At 64.9% G+C, this 24,432-nt stretch carries 27 protein-coding genes and 1 pseudogene; 6 read left to right on the top strand and 22 right to left on the bottom strand.

Annotation, left to right across the window (positions count from 1 at the left end):
- Positions 1-8: 8 nt before the first annotated feature.
- From DXK93_RS02485 to DXK93_RS02430, 12 genes are all read right to left on the bottom strand, one after another.
- The gene (locus tag DXK93_RS02485) at positions 9-1,187 is read right to left on the bottom strand and encodes a RhtX/FptX family siderophore transporter (protein WP_054452541.1); all 1,179 of its coding nucleotides are present in this window, start codon (positions 1,185-1,187) and stop codon (positions 9-11) included.
- Between the two features lie 25 nt (positions 1,188-1,212).
- Positions 1,213-1,641: a cupin domain-containing protein gene (locus DXK93_RS02480; RefSeq protein WP_119449271.1), complete on the bottom strand. Its 429-nt coding sequence runs from the start codon at positions 1,639-1,641 to the stop codon at positions 1,213-1,215.
- Positions 1,642-1,697: 56 nt separating this feature from the next.
- Complete coding sequence (locus DXK93_RS02475) at positions 1,698-3,815, bottom strand: TonB-dependent siderophore receptor (protein ID WP_370126301.1); 2,118 nt, start codon at positions 3,813-3,815, stop codon at positions 1,698-1,700.
- 115 nt (positions 3,816-3,930) lie between these two features.
- Positions 3,931-4,809, bottom strand: coding sequence for an AraC family transcriptional regulator (locus DXK93_RS02470; protein ID WP_175164269.1), 879 nt, complete (start codon positions 4,807-4,809; stop codon positions 3,931-3,933).
- Between the two features lie 100 nt (positions 4,810-4,909).
- Positions 4,910-5,239, bottom strand: coding sequence for a hypothetical protein (locus tag DXK93_RS02465; RefSeq protein ID WP_054452546.1), 330 nt, complete (start codon positions 5,237-5,239; stop codon positions 4,910-4,912).
- A 168-nt stretch (positions 5,240-5,407) separates the two neighbouring features.
- A complete protein-coding gene (locus DXK93_RS02460) occupies positions 5,408-5,632 on the bottom strand; it encodes a DUF3820 family protein (RefSeq protein ID WP_041655832.1) in 225 nt (74 codons plus the stop codon).
- Between the two features lie 5 nt (positions 5,633-5,637).
- Positions 5,638-6,189, bottom strand: a complete 552-nt coding sequence (locus tag DXK93_RS02455) for a cysteine hydrolase family protein (RefSeq protein ID WP_119449270.1) — start codon at positions 6,187-6,189, stop codon at positions 5,638-5,640.
- 23 nt (positions 6,190-6,212) lie between these two features.
- Entirely contained in the window at positions 6,213-6,770 is a 558-nt protein-coding gene (locus tag DXK93_RS02450; protein WP_119449269.1) for a GNAT family N-acetyltransferase, read from the bottom strand.
- Positions 6,751-7,680 (bottom strand): sigma-70 family RNA polymerase sigma factor, encoded by a 930-nt coding sequence (locus DXK93_RS02445; RefSeq protein ID WP_119449268.1) that lies wholly within the window; start codon positions 7,678-7,680, stop codon positions 6,751-6,753. The genes DXK93_RS02450 and DXK93_RS02445 overlap by 20 nt, the downstream gene beginning before the upstream one ends.
- 11 nt (positions 7,681-7,691) lie before the next feature.
- A complete protein-coding gene (locus DXK93_RS02440) occupies positions 7,692-8,138 on the bottom strand; it encodes a carboxymuconolactone decarboxylase family protein (RefSeq protein ID WP_054452557.1) in 447 nt (148 codons plus the stop codon).
- A gap of 111 nt (positions 8,139-8,249) precedes the next feature.
- Complete coding sequence (locus tag DXK93_RS02435) at positions 8,250-8,897, bottom strand: glutathione S-transferase family protein (RefSeq protein ID WP_119449267.1); 648 nt, start codon at positions 8,895-8,897, stop codon at positions 8,250-8,252.
- A gap of 11 nt (positions 8,898-8,908) precedes the next feature.
- Positions 8,909-9,382: an OsmC family protein gene (locus tag DXK93_RS02430; protein ID WP_054452562.1), complete on the bottom strand. Its 474-nt coding sequence runs from the start codon at positions 9,380-9,382 to the stop codon at positions 8,909-8,911.
- Between the two features lie 163 nt (positions 9,383-9,545).
- On the opposite strand from DXK93_RS02430, the gene DXK93_RS02425 reads away from it, so the two are divergent.
- A complete protein-coding gene (locus tag DXK93_RS02425) occupies positions 9,546-9,971 on the top strand; it encodes a copper resistance protein NlpE (RefSeq protein ID WP_054452565.1) in 426 nt (141 codons plus the stop codon).
- 80 nt (positions 9,972-10,051) lie between these two features.
- Positions 10,052-10,789, top strand: coding sequence for an ABC transporter substrate-binding protein (locus DXK93_RS02420; protein ID WP_119449266.1), 738 nt, complete (start codon positions 10,052-10,054; stop codon positions 10,787-10,789).
- Positions 10,790-10,863: 74 nt separating this feature from the next.
- Here the strand turns inward: DXK93_RS02420 and DXK93_RS02415 are convergent, their stop codons facing one another.
- Together DXK93_RS02415 and fmdA are read right to left on the bottom strand one after the other, a co-directional pair.
- The gene (locus DXK93_RS02415; RefSeq protein WP_054452570.1) at positions 10,864-11,196 is read right to left on the bottom strand and encodes an FmdB family zinc ribbon protein; all 333 of its coding nucleotides are present in this window, start codon (positions 11,194-11,196) and stop codon (positions 10,864-10,866) included.
- 10 nt (positions 11,197-11,206) lie between these two features.
- Positions 11,207-12,436 (bottom strand): formamidase, encoded by a 1,230-nt coding sequence (fmdA, locus tag DXK93_RS02410; RefSeq protein ID WP_054452573.1) that lies wholly within the window; start codon positions 12,434-12,436, stop codon positions 11,207-11,209.
- Between the two features lie 368 nt (positions 12,437-12,804).
- Between fmdA and DXK93_RS02405 the strand changes: the two genes are divergently transcribed.
- Both DXK93_RS02405 and DXK93_RS02400 read left to right on the top strand, forming a co-directional pair.
- On the top strand, positions 12,805-13,851 hold the full coding sequence (locus DXK93_RS02405) for a glycosyltransferase family 9 protein (RefSeq protein WP_054452574.1): 1,047 nt from the start codon (positions 12,805-12,807) through the stop codon (positions 13,849-13,851).
- A 55-nt stretch (positions 13,852-13,906) separates the two neighbouring features.
- Complete coding sequence (locus DXK93_RS02400; protein ID WP_054452577.1) at positions 13,907-14,266, top strand: hypothetical protein; 360 nt, start codon at positions 13,907-13,909, stop codon at positions 14,264-14,266.
- A 28-nt stretch (positions 14,267-14,294) separates the two neighbouring features.
- On the opposite strand, the gene DXK93_RS02395 is transcribed toward DXK93_RS02400, so the two are convergent.
- Positions 14,295-15,779 (bottom strand): aminotransferase class V-fold PLP-dependent enzyme, encoded by a 1,485-nt coding sequence (locus DXK93_RS02395; protein WP_119449265.1) that lies wholly within the window; start codon positions 15,777-15,779, stop codon positions 14,295-14,297.
- 108 nt (positions 15,780-15,887) lie between these two features.
- On the opposite strand from DXK93_RS02395, the gene DXK93_RS02390 reads away from it, so the two are divergent.
- A complete protein-coding gene (locus DXK93_RS02390) occupies positions 15,888-16,361 on the top strand; it encodes an Lrp/AsnC family transcriptional regulator (protein ID WP_054452588.1) in 474 nt (157 codons plus the stop codon).
- A gap of 191 nt (positions 16,362-16,552) precedes the next feature.
- Complete coding sequence (locus DXK93_RS02385) at positions 16,553-17,710, top strand: porin (RefSeq protein WP_119449264.1); 1,158 nt, start codon at positions 16,553-16,555, stop codon at positions 17,708-17,710.
- A gap of 149 nt (positions 17,711-17,859) precedes the next feature.
- Here the strand turns inward: DXK93_RS02385 and DXK93_RS02380 are convergent, their stop codons facing one another.
- The 7 genes and pseudogenes from DXK93_RS02380 to DXK93_RS32585 form a co-directional block, all read right to left on the bottom strand.
- Positions 17,860-18,222, bottom strand: coding sequence for a winged helix-turn-helix domain-containing protein (locus DXK93_RS02380; RefSeq protein ID WP_119449263.1), 363 nt, complete (start codon positions 18,220-18,222; stop codon positions 17,860-17,862).
- Between the two features lie 26 nt (positions 18,223-18,248).
- The gene (locus tag DXK93_RS02375; RefSeq protein WP_119449262.1) at positions 18,249-18,557 is read right to left on the bottom strand and encodes a DUF4148 domain-containing protein; all 309 of its coding nucleotides are present in this window, start codon (positions 18,555-18,557) and stop codon (positions 18,249-18,251) included.
- Between the two features lie 124 nt (positions 18,558-18,681).
- The gene (locus DXK93_RS02370) at positions 18,682-19,344 is read right to left on the bottom strand and encodes a class I SAM-dependent methyltransferase (protein WP_119449261.1); all 663 of its coding nucleotides are present in this window, start codon (positions 19,342-19,344) and stop codon (positions 18,682-18,684) included.
- A gap of 328 nt (positions 19,345-19,672) precedes the next feature.
- Complete coding sequence (locus DXK93_RS02365; RefSeq protein ID WP_119449260.1) at positions 19,673-21,082, bottom strand: energy transducer TonB; 1,410 nt, start codon at positions 21,080-21,082, stop codon at positions 19,673-19,675.
- 28 nt (positions 21,083-21,110) lie between these two features.
- On the bottom strand, positions 21,111-22,841 hold the full coding sequence (locus DXK93_RS02360; RefSeq protein ID WP_119449360.1) for a molecular chaperone HscC: 1,731 nt from the start codon (positions 22,839-22,841) through the stop codon (positions 21,111-21,113).
- A 114-nt stretch (positions 22,842-22,955) separates the two neighbouring features.
- Positions 22,956-23,630 (bottom strand): class I SAM-dependent methyltransferase, encoded by a 675-nt coding sequence (locus DXK93_RS02355; protein WP_119449359.1) that lies wholly within the window; start codon positions 23,628-23,630, stop codon positions 22,956-22,958.
- 626 nt (positions 23,631-24,256) lie between these two features.
- A pseudogene (locus tag DXK93_RS32585) lies at positions 24,257-24,418 on the bottom strand (IS3 family transposase); the annotation flags it as partial.
- Positions 24,419-24,432: the final 14 nt, after the last annotated feature.

Below are 24,432 nucleotides of genomic sequence, written 5' to 3'. Positions count from 1 at the left end.
TCGCCATATCAGCCCGTGCGCGCCAGCGCCCTGGCCGTGAACGCCAGCGTCGCGGCCGCCACCAGCAAGCCGCTGGCAAAGCCCCCCGCGTAGCCGACCTGGGCCGCCAGCCCGGTCATGAGGGACGAGGTCAGGATCTCGCCCAGGTCGCGCGCGCTCTGCACCGCCGTCATGTCGGTGCCGGCCTGCTCGCCACGGCTGGCAAAGCGCATGGCCAGCGTCATCAGGGCCACGGACGCGGCGCCCGCGCCGAACGCGCCCAGCGCCTGCGCGCCCAGGGCGCTACCCGCCTGCGACGGCATCCAGCCCTGGGCCTGCGCCATCCAGGCCAGCGCGGCCGCGCCCGAGGCAGCCAGGCCCAGCGCCAGAACCGCGCGCGCGCCCAGCCGGCCGATCAGCCATGCACCACCGCCGCAACCCAGCAGCACCGTCACCACGCCTCCCGCCATGCCGACGCGCCCCACGGCCTCGACCGCCCAGCCCGCATCCACCAGGAACAGCTTGGACAGGCCATAGCCCGCCACCGCCGTCATGGCCGACAGGAAGGCGGCCGCGGCCAGGGCCCAGGCGCCGGGGCGGCGCACGAAGGCGCCCAGCGTGGCGCGGCGCCTGGCCGCGGGCATGGCCAGTTCGGTTTCACGCCAGGCGGCCGCCAGCAGCAGGCTGAACGCCACCACGGCCGCCAGGGTCAGCAACGCGCCGGTCTGTCCGATATGGCCGGCCAGTACCAGGCAACCCGGTCCGCCGAAGAAGAAGCCCACCATGGTGCCGCCCACCTGCACGGCATTGGCGCGCGCCAGATCCTGCCCCTGGAAGCGCTCCGCCGTCAGGCCGTCGGTGGCGATATCCTGCGTCGCACTGGCCAACGAAGCCAGCGCCATCAAAGCGACCACCCACGCCGCCCCCGCGGCATCGATGCCGAGCAAGGACAGCGCCAGCAGGCAGGCCAGCACCACGGCCTGCATCGGCAGGATCCAGCTGCGCCGCCGGCCCATGGCGCGGGTCCAGCGGTTGTCGACCACGGGCGCCCACAGGAACTTCAGCACCCAAGGCAGGCCGACCAGCGGCAGCCAGGCCAGCGCGTGCAGGTCCGCGCCGTCGCGGCGCAGCAGCGTGGGCAAAGCCTCCATGGCCACGCCCAGCGGTATGCCTTGGGAAAAATACAAGGCGCCTATCATCACGAACATGCGTGCGTCTGCAATACGGTTCACTTCAGATTTCCTTCAACAAGGGGCTGCGGGATTGCGGCGCATCCGCGCGACGGTGTTCGCTGCCCTGCCCCGGCGTCACGAACAGGATCTTGCCGGGACAGGCCACGTGCAGCCTGTGCCACACGCCGCGCGGCACGATGGCGCTGCGCCGGGTATCCAGCAGCATGTCGGTCTGGACGCCGTCCTCCGCCATCAGCGTGACCACCACGCGCCCTTCCAGCACGCAGAGCATTTCATCGCCGGCCGGGTGGCGCTCCCACACATCGCCATGCACGTCGGCGTCGCTGGCCACGGCCTTGATGCCGACCAGCCATTCGTCCTGCGGCGCGAGGCGGCGCAGACGGCCCACGTCGCGCATGGCGCCGTCGCGCCCCAGCGCCACGAAGTGGTCCAGCCAGTCGAACACCGGCCCGGTATCGGGTGCACTCATCGATCTCTCCTTCTGGTTGCCGGCGGACGCGCGCGGTGGGCGTCCGCCGCGGGTCATCAGTATTCGGCGCGCAGGGTCAGCATGACGTTGCGGGGCTCGCCGTATCGGTTGTTCCAGGCCGTGCCCGACAGGCTCTGGTAATAGCCGCGGTCGAACAGGTTGTTGACGTTGAGCGCCGCGGTCACGTGCTTGTCCACGCGATAGGCCATGCGCAGATCCACCAGCGCATAGCCGCCCTGGCGCAGCGTGACGGGACCGGACACCGTGGAATAGCCCGACTGCACCTGCAGCCCGCCGCCCACGCTCAGCCGCCGCTCCATGCCGGGCAAGGCATAGTTGGTCCACAGGCGGAAGATGTGCTTGGGCGTGAAGCGCGCGAACGGCTGTCCGCCGGATTCCGAATCCGTCAGGTACTTGCTGGTGTTGAAGGTGTAGCCGGCGGCCACCGTCCAGTAGGGCGTGATGCTGCCGGAGGCTTCAGCCTCGATCCCACGGCTGCGCACTTCCCCACCCGAGATGTAGTAGCAGTTGCGGCCCACGCATGGCCATGCCGGGTCCTCCTGCGCGCGGTTCTTCTGCTGTATCTGGAACACGGCCAGCGACAGGTTCAAGGCGCCGTCCGCCAGTTCGCCTTTGACGCCGGCCTCGTAGTTGGTGCCGGTAATGGGATCCAGCGGCTGGCCGTCGCGCGTCAGCTCGCCCTGCGGCTGGAAGACCTGTGCATAGCTGCCATACAGCGACCATTGGCGGTCGAGGTCGACGATCAGCCCGCCATAGGGCGTGAACTCCGGATCGATGCGCTGGCGCGCGCGGGGCGCGCTCTGGTTCCACCAGCTCATGCGTCCGCCCAGCACCAGCGTCACCGGATCGGCCAGCGAAAAGCGGCCCATGCCGTAGACGCCCTGTTGCTTGAGCCGGGTCTCCCCGGGCGAGGTGTACGGCCCCACGCCAGGCTCGGGCACGCTGTGCGGATCCCAGTCGAAGACATTGACCGGCACGTTCGGATAGGGCGTCAGGTCCGCGCTGTACTGCTCGGACGTGGTGCGTTGGGCATTGCCGCCCAGCAGCAGTTCATGGCGCCGGCCGAACAGTTGCACCGGGCCGCCGACATAGGCGTCCACGCTGGCCTGGGTGTTGTCGAACTTGTAGGCCGCGCCCATCAAGGAGGAACCCAACCCGGTCTGGCGGTCTATCGCGCCATAAGCGCCGGCGTACTTCAGGTTGCTGTCCGCGGTCAGGTAATTGGCGCTGATCTTGGCGCTCCAGCCTTGGCCGAAGCGATGCTCCAGGTCCGCGAACACGCGCGTCGTATCCCAGTTGAAGCGGTCCCAGGCCACGTCCAGGTAGGTCGAGCGCTTCAGGCCGATATCGCCGCCGTCCTTGTAGCGCGGCACGCCGGCCATGTTGGTGGTGGAGCGGATGCGTTGAGTCTGCAGGCCGGCGGACAGCACCGTGTCCGGCCCCAGGTCCACCTCGCCTATTGCGTAGAGCAGCGCCGACTGCTGATCCGCGACGTCATAGAAATAACCACGGTCTTCCACGGCGCCGACGATGCGGCCGCGCACGCTGCCGCTGTCGTTCAAGGGGCCGCCCAGGTCGGCCTCCGCACGGTAGCGATCCCAGCTGCCGGCGCTGAGGGAGCCGTTGAACGAGAACTCGCGTTGCGGCCGCTTGCGCACCAGGTTCACCGTGGCGGCGGGATTGCCCGCGCCATGCATCAGGCCGTTGGCGCCGCGCAGGATCTCCACGCGTTCGTACACCGCCATGTCCTGCGGCGATGCCGCCATGTTGCCCATCAGCACGGGCACGCCGTCCTGCTCGAACGAATCTACTTTGAAGCCGCGCGCGTAGTACGCGGTGGTCAGCAGCTGATAGGGCTGCACCGTGATGCCGGTGGCGTGCTGCATCACCTCATCCAGGCTTTGCAGGTTCTGCTCGCGCATCCGCTCCTGCCCGATCACCGTCACCGACTGCGGAATCTCGCGCAGCGTCAGCGGCAGTTTGCCGAGGGTCGCCATGTCCTGCGCCACGCCCTCGCCGCTGACCGTCACCGCCGGCAGCGACGCGGCCTCCTGCGCCAGCGCCGGCCCCGCCGCCACCGCCAGCCACAGCGGCCAATGCCGCGCCCGCGCCGCGTTCCTGCGCGGCGCCCCCGTATTCACCTGTTTTCGCACTGCCTGTCCTCTTAGAATTTTATTGAGAATAATTCTCAAGTAATTCTAGGAACGACAGCGGCCGCGCGTTGGCGATTGCGGAAGTCTTGCTGGCGATTGCGGAAGTTTCGACGCCTTAGCGGCCCGGCGCGACACTGCTGGGCAGCACGCCGTAGCGGCGCAGGAACGCCTTGGTGAAGTGCGAATCGGTATAGCCGCAGGCGTAGGCCGCCTCGGACACGGTATAGGCGCCTTCGGCCAGCAGCGCCTGGGCCTGCTCCATGCGCCGCTCGCGCACGTAGGCGTAGACGCTCTGGCCGAACAGCTTGCGAAAGCCGGTGGTGAGCTTGTTGACGTTCACGCCCACGCGTCGCGCCAGTTCGGGCAGCGAGGGCGGGTCCTGCAGGTTCGCCGCAACCAGGTCGCGCGCGTGATGCAGGCGTTCCACGTCGGCGCGCGTCAGGCCGCGCACGGGAGCGCCCTGCTCCGCCGGCTGCAGCGCGCCCAAGGCAAGCGCGGTCAGTTCCAGCGCCTTGGCCGAGAGGTACATGCGCCTGAGCGCGCCCTGCACCGGGCAGGCCAGCATCTGGTGGCCCAGGGCCTCCAGCTTGCGGTCCGCCCGCATATTGGCCTCGGCGTATGCGCCAACGGCCCGCGGCGCGCGCAGCAGGCCCGCCAATTGGGCCGGGTCCATGGCAAAGGCATCGCGCAGATGGTCCAGTCCCGTGCGCAAGGACACGAAGCGCAAGGACTGATGGGCGCCAAACTCGTGCTCCATGCCCATGGCGTCCTGGCACACGCTCAGGTGCAGCGCGGGCCCGCTCACGCGGGTGGACGCGGCGCCGCGCACGCTATAGCGCAGGTCCCCGTCCAGCACGAGCACCAGCTTCAGGCCCGGCTCCAGGCGCTCCTGCACGCGCTCGTCGCGGCCAAAGCGCAGCGTGCCGCCCGCCAGCGAAATAGCGGGCGTGGCGGCCGATACGGTCCAATCAGGTTCGGGATGGGCGGCGGTCAAGATGGCGGCTCCGTCGCGGCGGGCAGCGCTGTTGATGAGATTGAATATTATTACCGTTTGACCAGAACGGAAAGCCGCCCGTTGGGCGGCGGCGCGCGCCCTATTGCTGGCGACGCTGCTCCAGCTCTTTCAGGCACTGCGCCACGCCGGCCTGCATCTGCGCGTTCGACACGGCGGCGCGGTCCGACACTTCGCGGCAGCGCACGTACTGGGCCTGGCTTTCCGGCGTATCGCGGATGACCGCGGGCGCGGAGCCGGCTTCGGGCGTGACCGTCATGCGCAACGTGGAAGGCGGCGACAGGCTGCCGTCCTTGGAGCGCACGCTGGGGTACTGGTATTCCTGCGTGACGGGCGCCGCATTCTGCGCCTGTACGGCGCCGGCCGCGCACAAGGCGGCAAGCAGGAAGGCGGAAATGTGGAGTTTCTTCATGACGACCTCTCTTCAATGGACTGACGTCCAGGGCGCGCTCCGGGGCCCCTGGACATGCCGCACTATGGTATCCCCGGCCGCTGGCGCGCGGCGTGCCAAGACGCTACACAATCCGCCACAGTTGTTTCCCGGGGTTTCTCTGGCGGGCCGCCCTACGCGGGCCGCGCCCTACTTCTTCGGCGCGGACTGGCGCAGCGGCGCCAGCAAGGAAGACAAGCCGTTGTGGTCCAGCTCGTGCATCAGGGCCAGCAGACGTCCCAATTCACCCGGCGGAAAGCCCTTGCGCGCGAACCAGGCCAGGTAGGGCCCGGGCAAATCCGCGATCAGGCGTCCCTGGTACTTGCCGAAGGGCATGGTGCGCGTGACCAGCAAGGACAGCAGTTCAGGATCCATGGCGGTCACCGGGCAGCCGCGGCGGCGAAGACAATGTCCGCCGCAGGCACGGCGGCGATCTTCACGCCAAAACTGGAGATCGATGACAAGGTCGCGTTGTGATGCGCGCGGATCTGCGCGCCCGGCGCATGTGGCTTGTCCTGGGTGGTGTGGGCGTCGGCAGCCAGCGTGACGGGATATCCAAGCGCGGCCGCGCGGCGCACGGTCGTGTCCACACAGAACTCGCTGGCGTAGCCGCACACGACCAGTTGCGATGCGCCGGCTTGCGCCAGCGCATCGGCCAGACCGGTGCGCAAAAAGGAATCGGGCGTGGTCTTGCGCACGCGGACGTCCCCGTCCTCCGGTTGCAGCCGCGAGTCCAACTGCCAGCCCGGCTGGCCGTGATCCATGGCGCTGCCGGGGCTCTCGTGCTGCACGTAGATGACGGGCGCGCCGGCCGCGCGCGCACGCCCGGCCAGCGCATTGATGCGGGCCAGCACGGCCTCGGCATCGGCTGGCGCGGGATTCGTCTCGAACAACGCGCGCTGCACGTCTATCACGATCAAAGCAGAGGTCATGGCTTTCTCAAATTGGTTGGGCGTCAGTCCTGCGCGGCAGTGATCCGCGCGTACATCCAGAAATCGCGAGGCACGCCGCGCACCAGGCGGTAGCGCCGCAGCAACCCTTCGCGCTGAAAGCCGCAGCGCTCCAGCACGCCGGCCGACGCCACGTTGGTATCCAGCACGGTAGCCTGGATGCGTGCGAAGCCCAGCTCGCGCAAGGCCCACTCGGTCACGGACACACAGGCGCGCGTGGCGATGCCACGCCGCCAGTACGGCGGCGCGACGTCATAGGCGATCTCCGCGCGCCGCGCGGACGCAGCGATCTCGTTCAAGCCTATGGTGCCCGCCAAGACGCCGTCCAGCGTGACGATGGCCAGGCGCAGGCTGTGCGATACCGCTGGCTGACCATAACCGCGGATCAGGCGCACCAGCGTATCCGGTCCGTCCAACTGCCAGCTGGTATGGCGCGTGACCGCCTCGTCGCGCAGATATGCGTGCCAATCGGCCGCGTCTGCTTCCCGCAATGGGCGCAGACGCAAGCCTTCCAGCCCCAGTACGGGCAGGTCCTGCGGATAGTCAGTGAGGTGCGGAATCATCCTGGGGCGCGGTCGGCTGCGGCGGCGGCGCCGCGACATGGCGCAGCTTATCAGGGTTGCGCACGATGTAGATGGCGGCGATCCTGCCGTCGCGCACCTCCAGCGTGGTGGACCGGGGCAAACCGTCCAGTTCGGTCGCCAGCACCCCCGGCATGCCGTTCAATTGCGTCACCACGGCGTCCAGGAACTGGCCGCTGGGCTTTTTCGCCAGACCGGCAAAAAAACGCGCGATCTTGTCGCTGCCCAGAATGGGCCTGAACACGGCCAGCTTTTTGCCGCCGCCGTCCGCATGCAGCACGGCGTCATGCGCCAACAGGCTGCGCAGGGCATCCACATCGCCCGCGCGCGATGCCTGCCAGAAGGCATCGGCGATGCGCGCGCCTTCCTGCTCCGTCACTGCGAACCGCGGACGCGCGTCGCGCACGCGGCTGCGCGCCCGCGCGGCCAACTGGCGGCAGGCTGCCTCGTTCCGGCCCAGCGTCGCCGCGATCTCCGCGAACGGCATGTCGAACACGTCGTGCAGCAGGAAAGCGGCCCGTTCCAATGCGGACAGGCGCTCCAGCGCCAGCATCAGCGCCACCGACAGATCGTGCGCAATCTCCCCCGCACCCGCCGCCTCATAGCTGCCCGCGTCGGGCAAGGGTTCGGGCAGCCATGGCCCCACGTACTCCTCGCGCCGCGCGCGCGCCGATTTCAACTGGTCCAGGCACAGCCGCGTGACCGTCCGCGACAGGAAGGCGCGCGGCGTCTCGACCCGGCCGCGGTCCGCGTCGCGCCAGCGCAGCCACGCGTCCTGCACGATGTCCTCGGCCTCCGCCCATGACCCCAGCATGCGGTAGGCCAGGCCCTGCAAATGCCTGCGATGGGGCTCGAAGTCGGCAACGGCATCGGGAATGGCGGACGCGCTCATACGGCCTGGCCTCAGTGCTTGGGATGCTGCGAGCGGAACCCGACTGCGATGCGGTTCCAGCTATTGATCATGTTGATGGCGACGGTCAGGTTGACCTGCTCTTCCTCGTTGAAATGCCTTGCCATTTCGGCGTAGTCCGCGTCCGGCGCACGAGTATCTGCAAGTCTGGTCAACGACTCCGTCCACGCCAGCGCGGCGCGCTCACGCTCGCTGTACAGCGAAGATTCGCGCCAGGCATCCAGCAGGTACAGGCGCATTTCGGTTTCGCCCTGTTTACGGGCATCGGTGGAATGCATGTGCAGGCAGTAGGCGCAACCATTGATCTGCGAAGCGCGCATCTTCACCAGTTCGAGCAGGCTGTGTTCCAGGCCGCAGCTTTCGACGAAGTCGTTCAGGGCGATCATGGCTTTCATGGCCTTGGGCGAGGCGGTGTAGGCGTTCAGGCGGGCGGTGCTCATGGCGGGTCTCCGGCAAGGTAGGCATGCGCCGCAGGATGCGGCGCCATTACCCGTAGGACGAGACAGCCTGCCATGACGTGACATCGCCCGCCGGAAAATTTGTAAATCCGGCTAGAAAGCCAGCCGCCCGCGCAGCTCCCCGAACGGCACCATCACATGTTCGCGATAGGCGGGACGGGCATGCAGGCGCTCGTACCAGGCCTGCAGATGGGGCATGGACGGATGCGGGATGTCCAGTTCGAAGTAGCGGTAGAGCGTGGTGCCCGCCGGAATGTCGGCCAGGCCCAGGGTTTCGCCGCCCAGATACGGACGGTCCGCCAGCGCGCGGTCCAGTTGCCGCAGGCAGGCATGCGTGGCGGCGATGGAGCGCTCGATGGCCGCCGTGTCGCGCTGCGCCTCGGGGGTGCGGTAACAGCCCCAGAACACGCCCGTCAGAAAGGCTGGCTGCAAGGCGGTCTGGGCCCAGTCCATCCAGCCGTCGGCGCCGGCCCGCTGCGCGGGGTCGTCCGCCCAGAAGCGGCCGGCGCCGTCGCGCGCGGCCAGATAGCGCAGGATGGCATGGGACTCCCAGACCGTCGTCGCGCCATCGCGCAGCAGCGGCACCTTGCCGTGCGGATTCATGGCGCGGAACTCGGCCGTGTCCAGCAGCCCGTGCTCGCCGCCAGCCAGCACATGTTCGTACTCCAGGCCCAGCTCTCCCGCCAGCCAAAGCACCTTCTGCACATTGAATGAACTGCGGCGTCCCCAAATGGTCAGCATGGCGATGGTCCTCAGGCAGCTTGCACGATGCGCGGCTCGCAACGCACCGGGAAGTTGACCGAATTGGCGATGAAGCAGAAATGATGCGCGCGCTCGTGCAGTTCGGCCGCCAGCGCAGCGTCGTCGCCAGCGCGGATGGTCACTTCGGGGCGCAAGGTGACGGCGCTGAAGAAGCCGCCACGCTCGCGGTCCTCGACCATGACGCCTTCGGCCTCGTCGCGGTAGGCCTCCACCGTCACCCCTTCGACCGCGCAGAAGTGCAGATACCAGAGCTTGTGGCACGCGGACAGCGACGCCACCAGCATGTCCTCGGGATTCCAGCGCGCGGGATCGCCGCGGAAGGCCGGATCGGACGATCCCGGCACATCGGGCTTGCCCGCCGCACGGATCACGTGGTCGCGGGAATAGGCCGCGTAGCTGGACGTGCCGGAGCCGGTGTTGCCGGTCCAGTCGACGGTGACGTTGTAACGGTGTTCGCCTTTCATCGGAATCGTCCTGTTCAAGAGGGAAGGCCCGGGCCGGTGCGCCTGGAAAATAAGGTAGCGTAGCGCATGCACGGCCGCTGCCGGCCCCCGCGCTTTACATCCCGTTTCAGCACCGCCCCGTTACTGTCCGTATCGTGACCGGTTTGCCAAACAGGAGCTCGCCATGATGAAAACCACCCTGACCTGCGCCCTGACGCTAGCCCTGCTCGCCGGCTGCGCGCCCTCCCGGCCCGGCGCCGGCGGTTCCGCCCCCGTCGACAGCCACACCGCCCGCGATTCGCTGGACTGGGCCGGCAGCTACGAAGGCACCCTGCCCTGCGCCGACTGCCCGGGCATCCGAACCCGCCTGACCTTGGAACAGGATGGCCGCTACGAAAGACAGACCCAGTACCTGGACCGCCAGCCGCAGCCCGAGGTGGTAACCGGCACATTCAGCTGGGAGTCCGACGGCAGCACCATCCGCCTGGACGCGTCCGGCGACAGCCAGCGCTACTTCGTGGGCGAAAACCAGGTGACCATGCTGTACCGCGACGGCACCCGACCTACAGGTCCGCTGGCCCCGCACTACGTACTGCGCCGCGCACAATAAGGCATCGCGCAACGCGCGCGCTTGCGGCTATGCTTGCCGCATCGTGCGCGCCAGCGCGCGCCCCTACGCCCAAGGAAACCATGAAGACCGACCACGAGCTGCTTTCCGCCTTCGCCCCCACCGGCGCGTTGCGCGCGTCCATCAACCTGGGCAATCCCATCCTCGCCCACGCCGATCCCGTCACCGGCCAGGCCGGCGGCGTCTCGGTCGACCTGGCAACTGAACTGGCGCGGCGCCTGGACGTGCAGTTGGAACTGGTGGTCTTCAAGTCGGCCGGCGAATCCGTCAATGCCGTGGCCGCAGAAGAGGCCGACGTGGGCTTCTTCGCCATCGATCCGCTGCGCGGCGCGCAGATCGCATTCACCGCGCCCTACGTGGTCATCGAAGGCGCGTACCTGGTGCGCCAGGACTCGCCCATCGCCAGCATGGACCAGGTGGACCGCAAGGGCCAGCGCGTGGTGGTCGGCAAGGGCAGCGCCTACGACCTGCACCTCACGCGGGAACTCAAGCAGGCGGAGATCTTCCGCGCGCCAACCTCGCCCGCCGTCGTCGACACCTTCATGCAGGAAAACATGGAAGTCGCCGCAGGCGTGAAGCAGCAGCTTGAAGCCGACGCGCAGCGCCTGGGCGGCCTGCGCCTGCTGGACGGCCACTTCATGCTGATCCGGCAGGCCATGGGCGTGCCCAAGAGCCGCGGCGACAAGGCCAGCGCCTACCTGGCTGCCTTCGTCGAGGCCATGAAGAAATCGGGCTTCGTCGCCGAAGCCCTGGCCCGCCACAAGATCCAGGGCGCCGCGGTGGCGCCACTGGAGGCCTGAGCCCGTTGCTCGCGCCTCGCAAGAACAAGGCCCCGCTCGAGCGGGGCCTTGTTTTATGCGCCATCGGCGCGTCCTCAGTGGCTGATCATCCAGGGCCTGGCGCCCGCAAACGATTTCGCCCCATCCGGCGTGGTGCGCGTCTTGCCCGCCGCCTTGCCGCCTGAACAGCATCCGCAATTCATCCCGTGGCCGGAACGCGAACTGCGCGGCTCGTGGGCGCTGCGCTCATTGACCGCGCGCGCCCGGTTCACCGCGGACGATAGCGCCGATATCGCCGGCGCTCCGCCCAGGATGCGGCCGCACATCGCGCCGCACTGCGGGCAGGCCGCGGGATCGCGCCACTGGGCCAGGGGCACCAGCGCCGCGAACTCGCCGCAATCGCCGCAGGCATAGTCATACATGGGCATGGGATGGCTCCTAGCGGTCGCGCGACAGCGGCATGTCCACGCCGCCCTGGATGTGCTTGACGGGGCCGGACGCCGACGGTTGGATGTCGAAGTCGAAAATCTCCGTCGGCAGCCACAGCGTGGCGCAGGAGTTGGGGATGTCCACCACCCCGCTGATATGCCCCTGCACCGGCGCGCAGCCCAGCAATGAATACGCCTGGGCGCCCGAATAGCCGAACTTCTTCAGGTACTCGATGGCGTTCAGGCAGGCCTGCCGGTACGCGACGTTCACGTCCAGGTAGTGCTGCTTGCCGGATTCGTCCACCGAAATGCCTTCGAAGATCAGGAAGTCCTTGTAGGCCGGCGTGATCGGGCTGGGCTTGAAGATCGGATTCCTGATCGCGTACTTGTCCATGCCGCCCTTGATCAGCGACACGCGCATGTGCACCCAGCCCGCCATTTCAATGGCGCCGCAGAACGTGATCTCGCCGTCGCCCTGCGAAAAATGCAGGTCGCCCACCGACAGGCCGCCGCCCTTCACATAGACCGGAAAGAACACGCGCGCGCCGCGCGAAAGGTCCTTGATGTCGCAGTTGCCGCCGTGCTCGCGCGGCGGCACCGTGCGCGCGCCCTCGCCCGCCGCCTTGTCGCGCTCCGCTCCCTGCATGGCGCCCATGTGCGCCGTCTTCGGCGCGGGCGGATTGGCCAGCGGCGGCACGCGGTTGGGATTGGTGTCGATCAGCGCCTGCTCGCGCCGGTTCCAGGTATCCAGAAGCTTCTTGTCCGGCAGGCAGCCGATCAGCCCGGGATGGATCAACCCGGCGAAGTTCACGCCCGGGATATGGCGGGACGAGGTGAACATGCCATGGAAATCCCAGATGGATTTCTGCGCGTGCGGAAAATGCTCGGTCAGGAAGCCGCCGCCGTTATTGCGGCTGAAGAAGCCGTTGAACCCCCACAGGCTGTCCGGCTTGGCGCCGATGTCCAGCAGGTCCACCACCAGCAGGTCGCCAGGCTCGGCCCCTTCCACGCCCACCGGCCCCGAAAGAAAGTGCACCGTGGACAGGTCCACGTCGCGGACGTCGTCGGCGCTGTCGTCGTTCTTGATTGCGCCGCCGGTCCAGTCATAGGTTTCCAGCACGAAGTCATCCCCGGGCTTGACCCACACGGCCATCGGAATGTCCGGATGCCAGCGATTGTGGATCTGTGCGTTCTCGTAGGGGGATTGGGCCAGGTCGACCTTGATGAGGGTATCGGTCATTCTCTTTCATCTCCAACGTAACTTGTTGATAAAACAGAAATTTCTATCTCAGACTGTCTCGCGAGCGCGCCAGGCGGCGTTGCAAGTCGTTGATATGTAAAGAACAGTAGGCGAGTTTCAGGCAACCGTAAACTGGGTTTTCGACCAGTAACCAGGGGATAAATTGGAGTAGAACTTAAGAGGCATGGGATGCGTCATGCGCCCGCTGCACCCCCACCTGCCATCACCTGATCCAGGGCCATCGCACAACACTCTTTCCATATATTCAATACAAAAAACTACACACGCAGGAAACATACCTCCGCCAGACTAATGGATCCGAAATTCAGTTCCTTTTCAAAGGGCAGTGAGCGTATCTATTGGATGCCATGTCGACCGCCCCCTCCGTCTCGTGCAGCACTGCGCGAAATTGTGCGATTTATATTTCCGGCGGCATCGGCGACGGAGTGCTCAGCATGGTTTTTGCCCGGGCATTGGCCGAACAAACCGGAGGGACGGTCTCATTGCTCATGACTCAAAATGAGTCCGCGCAAGAACTGTTCCGCGCTCAGCCCTATGTAGGGGAAGTCATCTCGCTGCGATCGGAAAACCGGCTGCAAGGCTGGGAACGAATCACACGGGTGAAGCAGGTCCTGGCGGATCGCGCCTACGACAGCCTGTTTCTCTTTACCTTCCGTACTCACATTGCGCTGGCGGCCCGCTTGGCAGGAATTCCACGGCGCATCGGTTTCGTACGCATGCATCATCCGCATCTCGCGGCACTGCTCACGCATCGTCTCTGGGTACGCCGCAAAGGAACCCCGCACCCCGACATCTATACATGGCTGCCGTTGCTGTATGCCAAGGCTGGCTATCAGTATGAGCCACGTTATCCGTCGCTATTCTGTACGGATTCGGCGAGCAGCAAGGCCATCCAGTTCTGCCAAGCGCAATCGCGGACGGTTGGCTTCGGCTTGAATGGATCGATACCCTGCAAACGCTATAGCGGCAGAGCATTTGCGGAGGTCGCGCGCATCTTGCATGCGCAAGATAGCGGACTGCGTTTTGCATTGGTGGGCGGCAGCGATGTCCAGGAGATCGCCCAAGAAATTCGCAGCTTGCTGCCCGAGTCCATTGTTTTGTTGGACGCAACGCAACAGGCCACGGACATATGCGATAGCCAGGCGCTGATCGCGCGCTGTTCGGTGTTTGTTTCCAACGACAGCATGGGCATGCACATTGCGGCGGCCCACGGAATACCGACCATAGGTCTGTTCGGCGCCACTCCTGCGTTGCGGTATGTGCCCTGGCTGCATCCGATTGAAGCCGCCGTAAAGGGCGACATGGCCAGCATTGCGCCGCAGACAGTGGCCGAGGCGATCTGGAAGCATCTGGCGGCAGCGGGTTCGGACGGATCTGCCCATCCGGCGCACTGATGCTCGTGGCAGTTATGATGCTGCCCATTCAGTCGCATTCCCAAGGTATCCCCGCATGGCCGCTCTTGACCGACGCTCCCTCGCCGTCCTGCTCCTCTGCGCCGCCAGCGCCCCCGCCGTCGCGCAAGACTGCGTTGCGCAGGTCCAGGCAGAGCAGGCGCGCATCGACCGCGCGCAGGACGTGCAGCGCACGCGCGAAGCATCCAACGATCTGCAATTGAATCGCGAGCTGTGCCAGGGCCGGCTGGACCTGCTGGATGCGCGCTACGCCCTGGTCGACGACTTCGAGGCCTGCCGCCGCAAGGGGGTCGAGTTTCCGGCGAAGATGGCGCGCGCGCTGAGCGACGCGTCCGAGGAACTGGCCGACAAAAAGGCCGCATGGATCAGAACCTGCGGCCTGCAGATGAAGGATTGAGCGGCCCGCCAGCCGGCGGGCGCGCGGCTCAGGCGGCCTGCTTCTCAGCGCTGTGCGGGAAGAAGATGGCCCGGCTTGGATCGAAGCCGTAGCGGTGCTCGAACTCGGTCGCATCCGCGGCCAGCGCCAGCACCGAATCCAGGATGAAATCGGCCTTCTCGTCTGGCAGCAGCACGCTGAAGTTCAGGCGGATGAAGCCCGGCTTTTCCATCTCGCGGCCGTCCAGGATGGCCTGGCGCATCTGCTGCGATTCTTCAGCGTCGATCTCCAGCAGGCGATGCACGTAGGGTCCCGCGCAGGCGCAACCGCCGCGCGCCTGGATGCCGAAGCGGTCGCTCAGCATGCGCGTCACCAGTTGCTGGTGCACGAAGCCGCCGCGTCCATTGCGCACCCGGAACGAGAAAATCGGCAGGCGCGCCGCCGTCAGCGAACCCAGCAGCTCCAGCTGCGCGACGCCTTGCCATCTGGCCAGCGCACGCTCCACGAAGTGTTGATTGCGCTGGCGCATGAAGTCGGCGCCCAGGGCTTCCTTCACCAGCAGCACCAGCGCGGCGCGGATATCGCCCACCACATTGGGCGTGCCCGCTTCCTCGCGCGCTTCCAGGCTGCCGCTGTAGTCGTGGCCCGCGGGCGAAACGAAGCGCACCGTACCGCCGCCGGGCCAGGTGGGCTTGGTGTCCAGCACCGCGTCGCGGCGCACGATCAGCACCCCAGACGCGCCCGGACCGCCGATGAATTTGTGCGGCGAAAAAACAATCGCGTCGATCGCCGCGTCGGCGGCGGGCGTCATCCGGATCGGCAGATAGGGCGCGCCGCCTGCGTAGTCCCACAGCATCTTGGCGCCCGCGGCCTTGACGCGCCGGGTCACTGCCGCCACGTCCGCCACGATGCCCGTCACGTTCGAAGCCGCCGACAGCGCGCAGACGACCAGCGCGCCCTTCCCGGCTTGCAGCGCCGCGTCCAGCTGGGCCAGCTCGGGGCCGCCTTCCGGGCTTTCCGCCAGCTCGACGACTTCAGCGCCGCATTCGCGCCACGGCAGGATGTTGGAATGGTGTTCGTAGGGGCCGATGATGATGCGCACCTTGCGGCCCGCGGCGATGGCCTCGCGCACGCCGAACAGATGCACCAGCCGGTTGATCCCCGCCGTCGCGCCAGACCCCGCAAAAATCACGGCATGCTCATCGCTCGCGCCGCAGCACCGCGCAATCGCCGCGCGCGCCTCGCGGCGCAGGCGGGTAATGAAACCGCCGCAGTATGACGCCTCGGTATGCGAGTTGGCGTAGTACGGCAGCACCTGCTCAAGAATGAAACGCTCGACCTGCATCAGCGCCCGGCCGGACGCAACGTAGTCGGCGTACACCAGCGGCTTGATGCCATAGGGCCCCTCGACCACCGCATCCTTGCCGATCAGCCCCTCGGCCAGCGCCGCGGCCACGTCGTCCGTCTTCAGGCTTTCCTGGAATTGCTGCAACGGAGTGATCTTGGCGGGGGTCGTTTTGGTAGGCGTATTCATGTCGGGGATGTTCCTGGGCACACCGAAATATCATACGATGGAAAGAAATTTGAAACCTCACCTAAATTTTGCCAAAAACCTCATAAATTGGGTCACTTGATCTTTTAAATGGAAAAAATAGATAAATTTGATCTGAATATCATCTCCTGCCTGCAAAAGGACGGCGCGCTGTCGCAACGCGAGCTGGCCGATCGCGTCGGCCTGTCGCAAAACGCCTGCTGGCGCAGGCTGCAGCGCTTGAACGCCTGCGGCATCATTCGCGGCACCCGGGCCGAGGTCAATCTGGTCGAACTGGGACTGGACCTGACGGTCTTCGTGATGATCCGCACCAGCCATCACGCCAAGGCCTGGGCTGACGGCTTTCGCCAACATGTGGAACGCCTGCCAGAAGTCACGGAGTTCTATCGCATCGGCGGGGACTGGGATTACCTGATCAAGGTGGTCTGCCGCGGCATGGCCGGGTACGACCGCTTCTACCAGAAGCTGATCACGGATTTCGAGCTTTCCACGGTGACCGGGTTCTTCAGCATGGAGGCCATCATCGAGAACCGGCCTCCGGATCTGGGGGGATTGGAGGGATAAGGCAGGCGGGGTACGACCCATGCGGACATGACAGAACCGTGACGCCGGGACGATCGGATTTGTAATTCCAATGACTGCGGATTGTCGGGCGACGGCCTGCACACTGGCCCTGCCAATCCGCCAGAAGACATGGTTTCCGTGGCTTCCGGTCGGTATGACGCATATCGATCTTCCCCGCTCACGGAGTCCCCATGAAAAAGCTATACGCCGCGGCGGCCGCCACGGCACTGTCTGGCGCCGCCTATGCGCAGCCCTCTTCCGTCACGCTCTATGGCCTTATCGACACCGGCATCGGCTACGCCAACGTCGATGGCGCCTACACCGATCCCGCCACCGGCAGCCGCACCCGCGTCGACAGCAGCCGCATCGGATCCACCACCGGCACCACAGCGGGTTCGCGCTGGGGCCTGCGCGGCAAGGAAGACTTGGGCGACGGCCTGTATGCGCTCTTCCAGCTGGAGTCCGGCTACGACAGCCGCAACGGCAACTCGCTGCAAAGCGGCCGCCTGTTCGGCCGCGAAGCCACCGTGGGCCTGGGCAGCGCCGACTGGGGCGAAGTCCGCCTGGGCCGGCAATACAACGTCGCCGCGCGCTACTTCACCGGCATGTTCGGCTCGTCGTTCGGCGGCGGCTTCAATCAGTTGAACACCGGCGCTGGCCTGGGCTTCAGCTCGGCCTACTTCGTGCGCTACGACAACCTGGTCGTCTATGAAACCCCGTCGATGGGCGGCTTCAAGGGCGCCGTCGGCTACGCCTTCAATGCCGACGACCGCCGCCTCGCCCAGACCGGCTTCGCCACCGCCGACAACACCCGCGCCATCACCGCCGGCCTGCGCTACGACAGCGGCCCCATCATGGGCTTTGCCACCTACGACCAGCTCAATGCCTCGAACAAGCTGAGCCCAAGCCAGACCGACGCCACGCCGCGCTCCTACATCGTCGGCGGCTCCTACGACTTCGAGGTCGTCAAGCTGGCCCTGGCCTATAACCGCACGACCGACGGCTGGTTCGCCGGCAAAGGCTTCCCCAATGGCGGCAGCATCGGCGGCTTCACCGGCACGCCGTCCTACGCCTTCGTCAAGGGCTTCCGCTCCAACGCCTACATGCTGGCGCTGGCCGCCCCGGTCGGCAAATCCGGCGGCGCGTTCGCATCGTGGCAGCGCGCCGACGCCAACAACAAGCTGCTCACGGGCGGCGATGCCACCAGCAACACCTACAGCCTGGGCTACAACTACAACCTGTCCAAGCGGACCGACCTGTACGCAGTGGCGTCCTACACCACCAACTGGGCGTTCCTGGACAACGTCAAGGCGACCGAAGTGAACATGGGCATCCGCCACCGGTTCTAGCGCACGCTTTCACAAGACGCTGTATGCAGGGAGTCCCTTGATCGCGCCCTCCTCCGCGAAGGGAAGGCCAGATGATCGCCGCGCGCCTTTCCGGCGCGCGTTTTTTTGACACCGCGCAGTTGCCGGCCGCGCATGAAGGCTTGTGCCGATCACAAAGGACCCGCCGCCAGCATATAGCTGCCGCCCCGTATCGTATGCAGCAGCTTGGGCCCCGGGCCTGCGTCCACTTTCTTGCGCAGCCTGCGCATGGCGACCGCAACCGCATGCGACTTGAAATTGCGCTTGTCGTGGATATGCAGCTTCATTTTCCAGACCTGCTCGGCCAGCTCCCATCCCAAGCACACGACCCCGGGCCGCTGCATCAGAAAGGCCAGCAAGCCGAATTCCTTGGGCGTGAGCGGCAGGAACTGCCGGTCGCGGTAGGCGCGGCAACGCAACAAGTCCAGCTCCAGGTCGGCAAGCTGCAACCTGGGGCTGGACTCGGGGGGATTGATCACGGAGGATTCGGCCACGCCGGGCGCTCCTGCCGCGCCGGCGGCTATCGCCGCGACGCGTTCTGGCGTTGTACTTCAGCCTGGTACTCCGGCCCCGAACGCAGGCGGAAGTATTCGGTGAATGCCGCCTTGTACTCCGGGCTATAGATGTCCGGCGTCTCTTCGCCGCGCCAGAACCGGTCCACCCCCGCGCGCTTCCAGAGCGCCAGGTCGGCCAGCACTTCGGCGCGCGTCAACGAGGGGCCATAAGGATTGGCCAAACCAGCGGGCGGCGGCGCGGACTGCGCCAGCGCCGCGCCGGTAGCGGCGGCCGACAGTGCCAGGATGAATGCGGCTTTGCGGATGATCTGCATGCTTGTTTCCTATGTATCGTGGAGGGGACTGCACGATCAAATTCTAGGAAAGCGATGCGGACAGAAAGCGGATAGCGGGATTACGTTTTTGACATGGCGGGCCGCTTTGCGCTTTGCGATGCCCCTACCAAGCCACGCCCTGCTGCGCCAGTCCAAGGCGCCGCGGCCTCAAGAACACATAACAATGCTGAAACCCGTCCGCCACGACGTGGCGCGCGCCCGTCATTCCCACTATTCCGGGCTCGAATGTCTTGAAGACCTGAAATCCCTTCGCCTGCTCGACCTTGAATTTCAGCCGATCGGGCTTGTCGTTATAGCCAAGCACCAGCATCCCGTCGTCGGCCAGCACGTGATGGCATTCAAACATCAACTGATTGAATGCGTCTTCCGTATCCAGGCCGAAGCCGATCAGTCCGTTGGCGAACACCACGTCAAAGCCATGCGGCGGATAGTACGAAGACAGTTCAGTCGCCGAACCCACCACGTGCCTGTTGGGTGGGCCGTAGGCGGCGTTGCGCGGATTCAGGTCGATCGAATAGAAGTCCAGATCCAGCAGCCGGTCGTAATGCCAGTTGTGCTTGTCCAGGCCAATGAAAAGGCACCTGGCCGCCGGCGCCGCCGCGCCGCGGCGGAAATGTTCATTGACGTAGTCGAAGACCTCCTGCTCCATGAACATCCGGCTAGGCACACGCAGCCGGAAATCGACGCCTAGCGATTTGGCAAGAGCCGGAGAAGCCCTAAAAGCCGCGCGTTTCAGGGCATACGATATTTTTTTAATGAACTTCATGATCCCTAAAACCCCGAATAGCGCCTATATCCGAGTGGCCTTCCAGCAGGCCATCAGCGTCATTTTTTTGAATTCTAGGTTGAGGCTTTTTCTTCTATTCTGAGTTTTTCTGGACTCGTATTTACCTATTCTTGTAGCGGCAGCAGACCGCAGGTCCGGACCTGCAAGACAAGGCTCAAGGCGTCCATGATTCCTGGCGTCCGGCATTCACGTTGCGAACTGACTTGGCGTCGCGGGTCGTGAAATGGCCGTTCCGGGATCGATGAGAATGATGCTGTCAATCTCCTTTTTTTATCATCGCGGGCGGAGCTGCACGTCAACACCGGATTCACGGAACGTCCATCTCATAACTGAACACAAGCAGCGCCTGGCTCGGCACTGCGTTGCCATCCTGGATCGCGGGCATCATGCGCACCGCGCCCGAGGCTTCGACGGCAGCCTGATCCAAGGTGCGGTTCCCTGATGGGAACATCAGCGCGCTACGCAGCACCTTGCCCTGCGCATCCAGCATCACACGTACCCAGACTGTGCCCTTGGCCCCAGCCGACTTGGCCTGCGGTGGATAGGACAGCGCGGGAACGCCGGTAATGACCAGCGTCTTGGGCATGGCCGTCGGCCATGGCTCAGGCGACGCCTGATCCGCCTGCGCCACGGGACAACCCAACGGCGGCGAAAGCGGAGATCGAACCTGGCAGGGTTGAACTTCGGGTGCCGCGCGTTGCGCATGCACGGTCACCAGGCCATTCGCCAGTTGCTCCCGGGTCGGCCCTGGCTTCTCGTAGGTCGTGCCGTCGCGCGCGTCCCGGTACATCAAAACCAATCCCATGACGCAAATCGCCGCAAGCACCATCTTCAGCTTGTTGGCCGCCAACCACCGCAACGCGTTCCGGCCGCGGTCAAAGCGTGCGGAAGCCGCGCGCCATGCCTCGATGCGCGCCCATCCCAGGTCCAGCACCGACAGATCAGGCGCAATGCCCAACAACTGTGCGAAATCCCTTCCATGCCAGTACGCTTGTACAAGATTGGGTTCAGCCCACCTGTGCGCCAACCTCAGGACTGCATCCAGGCGCACACGCAAGGGCGGCGGCAGCTGGCTGTACTGCTCCATCTGGTCCAACAGCATGTCGACCCAATCGGATAGGTCCTGGTCATGCGGAAATGGCGCACTCAGGCCGTTCCAGCCGAACGCCCGGCGCGCGCCATTGAAGAGCGCCAGGCGGCCGTCCGGCTGCAGGCGCATCGCCCGGGCCAGGCTCCAGGCCAGAGCGTCCCTGGCCTCCAGATGGTCTAGCCGGCGGTCAGCCAGGGCGCTAGCGAGCATCTGCGCAACCTCGTCATCGGGCGCCTGCATCAGGCGGCCGGTCCAGTGCTCGATATCTGCTTCCAGTTCCTCTCGGGATGGCGGAAACCATTCTGCTTGAACCGCTGGCCCTGGCTCCTGCGCATGCGCTGGCGGTGCTTGCCTCGGGACCGCTTCCATCCCGGACTCGGGCGCGAACTCGGGCGTGTCCCCCGGCGCTGCGTCAGGTCCCGCTTGCGGCGCGTCGGACAAAGGCAACGCACTGCAAGCGGCGGATTCCCCTTCCTCGATCTGTATCTCGGCCCAGGATCGCGCATGCTCGTATGCGCCGCGCAGGTTGGCAAAGCCTTCCGGGTCAGCGGCCTGGTCGATCCGCTTGAGCGCCGCCGCATAGGCGCGGCGGATGACCTTCTGGTCGCTGGTGGGCTCGATGCCCAATCTGGTAAAGCTCGCTGCTGCCACCGTACTAGTCCTGTTGTGTGGGATCAAAACCTGGAGCAAACACGGCGGCCCGTTCAAGGACGTCGACCACGCGACGTAGCCGCTCTGCGGCACGCACGGCAAGCCGCTCCTCCTGGGTTTCCAGCGCCTGTTCAAACAGCACTATTTCGTGGGCGAGCAGTTCACGGTCATTGCCGCGCGCCACCTGGTAGACACGCTCGGCCCGCGCCACCAAGGCGCGGTTGACCGCCAGCTCCCGGGGATGGATCTTCAACTCGGCCAATACACCCAGGCGGCGCTGGATATCGGCGTCGCTCATCTGCGTGCCGCCGCCCTGAATCACCAGACGTTGTGCCGCGCCGCCCTGCGCCAGCGCAGCCTCGACCTCCAACAATCCGTTCACGTCATAGGTAAAACGCACATTGATGGCGCTTTCCAACCGCGACAAGCGCGGCAACGGCATGTTCAGGGTGCCTAGCAGGATGTTGTCGCGGACAAGGCGGGACTCTCCCTGGTAGATGTGCAGCTCGACCTCGCCCTGGCCGTCTTCCATCGGCATGTATGTTTCCTGGCGGCTGACCGGCACGATGGTGTTGCGTTCGATGATGGGCGAAAACTGGCCCGGCAAACGCTGTCCAGACGAGGTGGTGCGCGTGGTGCTGATGCCCAGCGTGTAGGGACATACGTCGGTCATCACGACCTCTTCCAGCGCCTGGTCCTTCATCTTTAGCCCCGCCATCACCGCAGCGCCTGCCGCCACCACTTGATCGGGATCCATCTCGGCATTCGGAAAGCGGCCGAACATGCGCGTGACCAGCTGGCGCACCAGCGGCATGCGCGTGGCGCCGCCCGCCAGCACCACGGTGGCGATGTCATGGCTCTTGATGTTGGCATCGCGCAATGAGCGCTCAACCGGCATGCGCAAACGCGTCAGCAGCGGCGTGCACAACTGCCCAAGCAGTTCCTGGCTCAATTCGAACGCATATTCTTCGCCGCGCCAGTCCAGCGCAATGCGGGCTGCAGCTTGCGTCGACAACTGGCGCTTGGCGCTTTCAGCCTGCGCCAGCAGCCGTTGCATGAAGCGCCGGTCCTCGCGCGCAGCCGCCGCCCGCGCATGGGTATCGAAGAATTTCTGAACGATCTCATTGACGAAATCCTCGCCGCCAAGGAAGTTGTCGCCGGCGGTGGCGCGCACCTCCATCACGCCTTCAAACAGTTCCAGCACCGACACATCGAACGTGCCGCCACCAAGGTCAAAAACCAGGAACTGAGTCTCGTCCTCGCTCTGGTGCAGACCATAGGCCAGGGCGGCCGCGGTGGGTTCGTTGACCAGACGTTCGACGGTCAGGCCCGCCAACATCCCCGCGTTGCGCGTTGCCTTGCGCTGCGAGTCGGAAAAGTAGGCCGGTACGCTGATCACGGCCTCGGTAACCGGGTGGCCCAGCACGGCTTCGGCGTCTGCCTTCAGCGCGCGCAGCACCAGCGACGATAGTTCTTCGGCGCGGAACTCCTTGTCGCCCAACTGGAACAGCTTGTCGCTGCCCATGTGCCGCTTGAACAACGCGGCGGTGCGCTCGGGATGCGTTTGAAGGCGCTCTTGGGCGGCCTGCCCCACCAGCACACGGCCATCTTCATCCAGGCTTACGCAGGAGGGTGTCAGAAAGCTCCCCAACGGATTGGGCACCAGGCGCGCCCGGCCGTCCTGCCACAGGGCCGCCAAGCTATTTGTCGTACCCAGGTCGATACCGATGATCATGAGAAAAGCCTGTTCCGGTTCCATAAATACGGGCGCTCCGCACAAGCGCGGAACGCCCCAAAGGACCTACGATTAACGGCCAGAAATGGGAAAAATGTAGCGGCCGCGACCCGGTCAGGCCGCAGCAACCAGATCCATCTGGCCCGCCGCATGACCCAAGCGCCGTGGACGAAGGAACACATAACAATGCCGGAACCCGTCCGCCACGATGTGACGCGCGCCAGTCATTCCTGTTATGCCGGGTTCAAAAGTCTTGAAGGCCTCAAAGCCTGCAGCCTGTTCAACCTTGAAGCTCAGACGGTCGGGCTTGTCGTTATAGCCCAGCACCAGCATCCCGTCGCTGGCCAGGACGCGATGGCATTCGAACATCAGCTGATTGAACGCTTCCTCGGTATCCAAACCGAAACCGATAAGCCCATTTGCAAAAATCACATCGAAGCTGTTCGGCGGATAGTACGAAGACAATTCGGTCGCCGAACCTACCACGTGCCTGCCGGGCGGGCCGTAGGCCGCATTGCGCGGATTCAGGTCTATCGAATAGAAGTCTAGGTCCAGCAGACGGTCGTAGTGCCAGTTGTGCTTATCCAAGCCGATGAACAAGCACCTCGCAGCCGGAGCGGTCGCCGCGCGGCGGAACTGCTGATTGACGTACTTGAAGACTTCTTGCTCCATGAACATCCGGCTAGGCACCCGCAAGCGGAAATCCAGGCCTAGTGTTCTGGCAAGGGCCGGAGACGCGCGAAAAACGGCGCGCTTCAGCCCGTAAGGTATTTTTTTTACGAACTTCATGATCCTCCAGAACTTCAAAAACAAACCCGTATGGCACCAAGTACCAAAGCAGCCCTCCGCAGGGTGCCAGCCTCACCTTTTTTGTGAGGTCTATTATTTATTCGAATTCTTCCTTGACTTTGGGGATAGCTGACGAATCGTAGCTATCTCAAGCTGGAATATTATTTATTCGAAGATTTGTCATTCCGATACCACTTCGGCAGTCGCAGGCCACGCCCCATTCGTCCAAAACCTTGGACATGAACAGGTTGCGTGGAGGGGAATCCTGGCTGGACCGTCCGATGGACGGTTATTTATTGATTCAATCTATCCAGCGTTCCCCCTATGCATCGCCCCGCAGCGCTGCATTGAGACAGGATTTCTACGCCCTACCGTTCCAGATGGAAGCCAAAAACCATGCTTCCTCTACTTATTCCTAACGGCAAGGCACGGCTATTCTTAATGCCGTTCTGATTTTTTATTTTTGGCCGAATGGCGCCAAAAAAAAATAAACATCGTTTTATTAATTCTCAAGCATACCCAACGCCACGCCCACTAACCGGCGTTGACAAGGCCGTCCGCCACCCCGCCTATTTAATTTAAAAAGGTGTCAGACTGAGCTGACCCGGATTTCTCGGACAGTTTGGTTAAGGCACGGAGGCCTCGACCTGGGCAGGGGTTCGATAACCTAGCCCCTGGTGGATTCGCTGGCGGTTATAGAAAACCTCAATGTAGTTAAAGATCGCCAGCCGCGCATGCTCCCTGCTGTGGAAGACCTTGTGATGCGTTAATTCTTTCTTTAAGTTGCTGAAGAAGCTCTCTG

The sequence above is a fragment of the Achromobacter sp. K91 genome (assembly GCF_003576205.1).
Lineage (GTDB): Bacteria > Pseudomonadota > Gammaproteobacteria > Burkholderiales > Burkholderiaceae_B > Achromobacter > Achromobacter aegrifaciens.
Note: the sequence above shows the minus strand (reverse complement) of the source record. Positions and strands in the feature narration are given on the sequence as shown.

Bases quoted from the DNA above. Each gene is read 5' to 3' on its own strand.
- DXK93_RS02485 (WP_054452541.1), bottom strand. From the start codon at position 1,187: ATGTTCGTGATGATAGGCGCCTTGTATTTTTCCCAAGGCATACCGCTG.
- DXK93_RS02480 (WP_119449271.1), bottom strand. From the start codon at position 1,641: ATGAGTGCACCCGATACCGGGCCGGTGTTCGACTGGCTGGACCACTTC.
- DXK93_RS02465 (WP_054452546.1), bottom strand. From the start codon at position 5,239: ATGAAGAAACTCCACATTTCCGCCTTCCTGCTTGCCGCCTTGTGCGCG.
- DXK93_RS02460 (WP_041655832.1), bottom strand. From the start codon at position 5,632: ATGGATCCTGAACTGCTGTCCTTGCTGGTCACGCGCACCATGCCCTTC.
- DXK93_RS02455 (WP_119449270.1), bottom strand. From the start codon at position 6,189: ATGACCTCTGCTTTGATCGTGATAGACGTGCAGCGCGCGTTGTTCGAG.
- DXK93_RS02450 (WP_119449269.1), bottom strand. From the start codon at position 6,770: ATGATTCCGCACCTCACTGACTATCCGCAGGACCTGCCCGTACTGGGG.
- DXK93_RS02445 (WP_119449268.1), bottom strand. From the start codon at position 7,680: ATGAGCGCGTCCGCCATTCCCGATGCCGTTGCCGACTTCGAGCCCCAT.
- DXK93_RS02440 (WP_054452557.1), bottom strand. From the start codon at position 8,138: ATGAGCACCGCCCGCCTGAACGCCTACACCGCCTCGCCCAAGGCCATG.
- DXK93_RS02435 (WP_119449267.1), bottom strand. From the start codon at position 8,897: ATGCTGACCATTTGGGGACGCCGCAGTTCATTCAATGTGCAGAAGGTG.
- DXK93_RS02430 (WP_054452562.1), bottom strand. From the start codon at position 9,382: ATGAAAGGCGAACACCGTTACAACGTCACCGTCGACTGGACCGGCAAC.
- DXK93_RS02425 (WP_054452565.1), top strand. From the start codon at position 9,546: ATGATGAAAACCACCCTGACCTGCGCCCTGACGCTAGCCCTGCTCGCC.
- DXK93_RS02420 (WP_119449266.1), top strand. From the start codon at position 10,052: ATGAAGACCGACCACGAGCTGCTTTCCGCCTTCGCCCCCACCGGCGCG.
- DXK93_RS02415 (WP_054452570.1), bottom strand. From the start codon at position 11,196: ATGCCCATGTATGACTATGCCTGCGGCGATTGCGGCGAGTTCGCGGCG.
- fmdA (WP_054452573.1), bottom strand. From the start codon at position 12,436: ATGACCGATACCCTCATCAAGGTCGACCTGGCCCAATCCCCCTACGAG.
- DXK93_RS02405 (WP_054452574.1), top strand. From the start codon at position 12,805: ATGTCGACCGCCCCCTCCGTCTCGTGCAGCACTGCGCGAAATTGTGCG.
- DXK93_RS02400 (WP_054452577.1), top strand. From the start codon at position 13,907: ATGGCCGCTCTTGACCGACGCTCCCTCGCCGTCCTGCTCCTCTGCGCC.
- DXK93_RS02395 (WP_119449265.1), bottom strand. From the start codon at position 15,779: ATGAATACGCCTACCAAAACGACCCCCGCCAAGATCACTCCGTTGCAG.
- DXK93_RS02390 (WP_054452588.1), top strand. From the start codon at position 15,888: ATGGAAAAAATAGATAAATTTGATCTGAATATCATCTCCTGCCTGCAA.
- DXK93_RS02385 (WP_119449264.1), top strand. From the start codon at position 16,553: ATGAAAAAGCTATACGCCGCGGCGGCCGCCACGGCACTGTCTGGCGCC.
- DXK93_RS02375 (WP_119449262.1), bottom strand. From the start codon at position 18,557: ATGCAGATCATCCGCAAAGCCGCATTCATCCTGGCACTGTCGGCCGCC.
- DXK93_RS02370 (WP_119449261.1), bottom strand. From the start codon at position 19,344: ATGAAGTTCATTAAAAAAATATCGTATGCCCTGAAACGCGCGGCTTTT.
- DXK93_RS02360 (WP_119449360.1), bottom strand. From the start codon at position 22,841: ATGATCATCGGTATCGACCTGGGTACGACAAATAGCTTGGCGGCCCTG.
- DXK93_RS02355 (WP_119449359.1), bottom strand. From the start codon at position 23,630: ATGAAGTTCGTAAAAAAAATACCTTACGGGCTGAAGCGCGCCGTTTTT.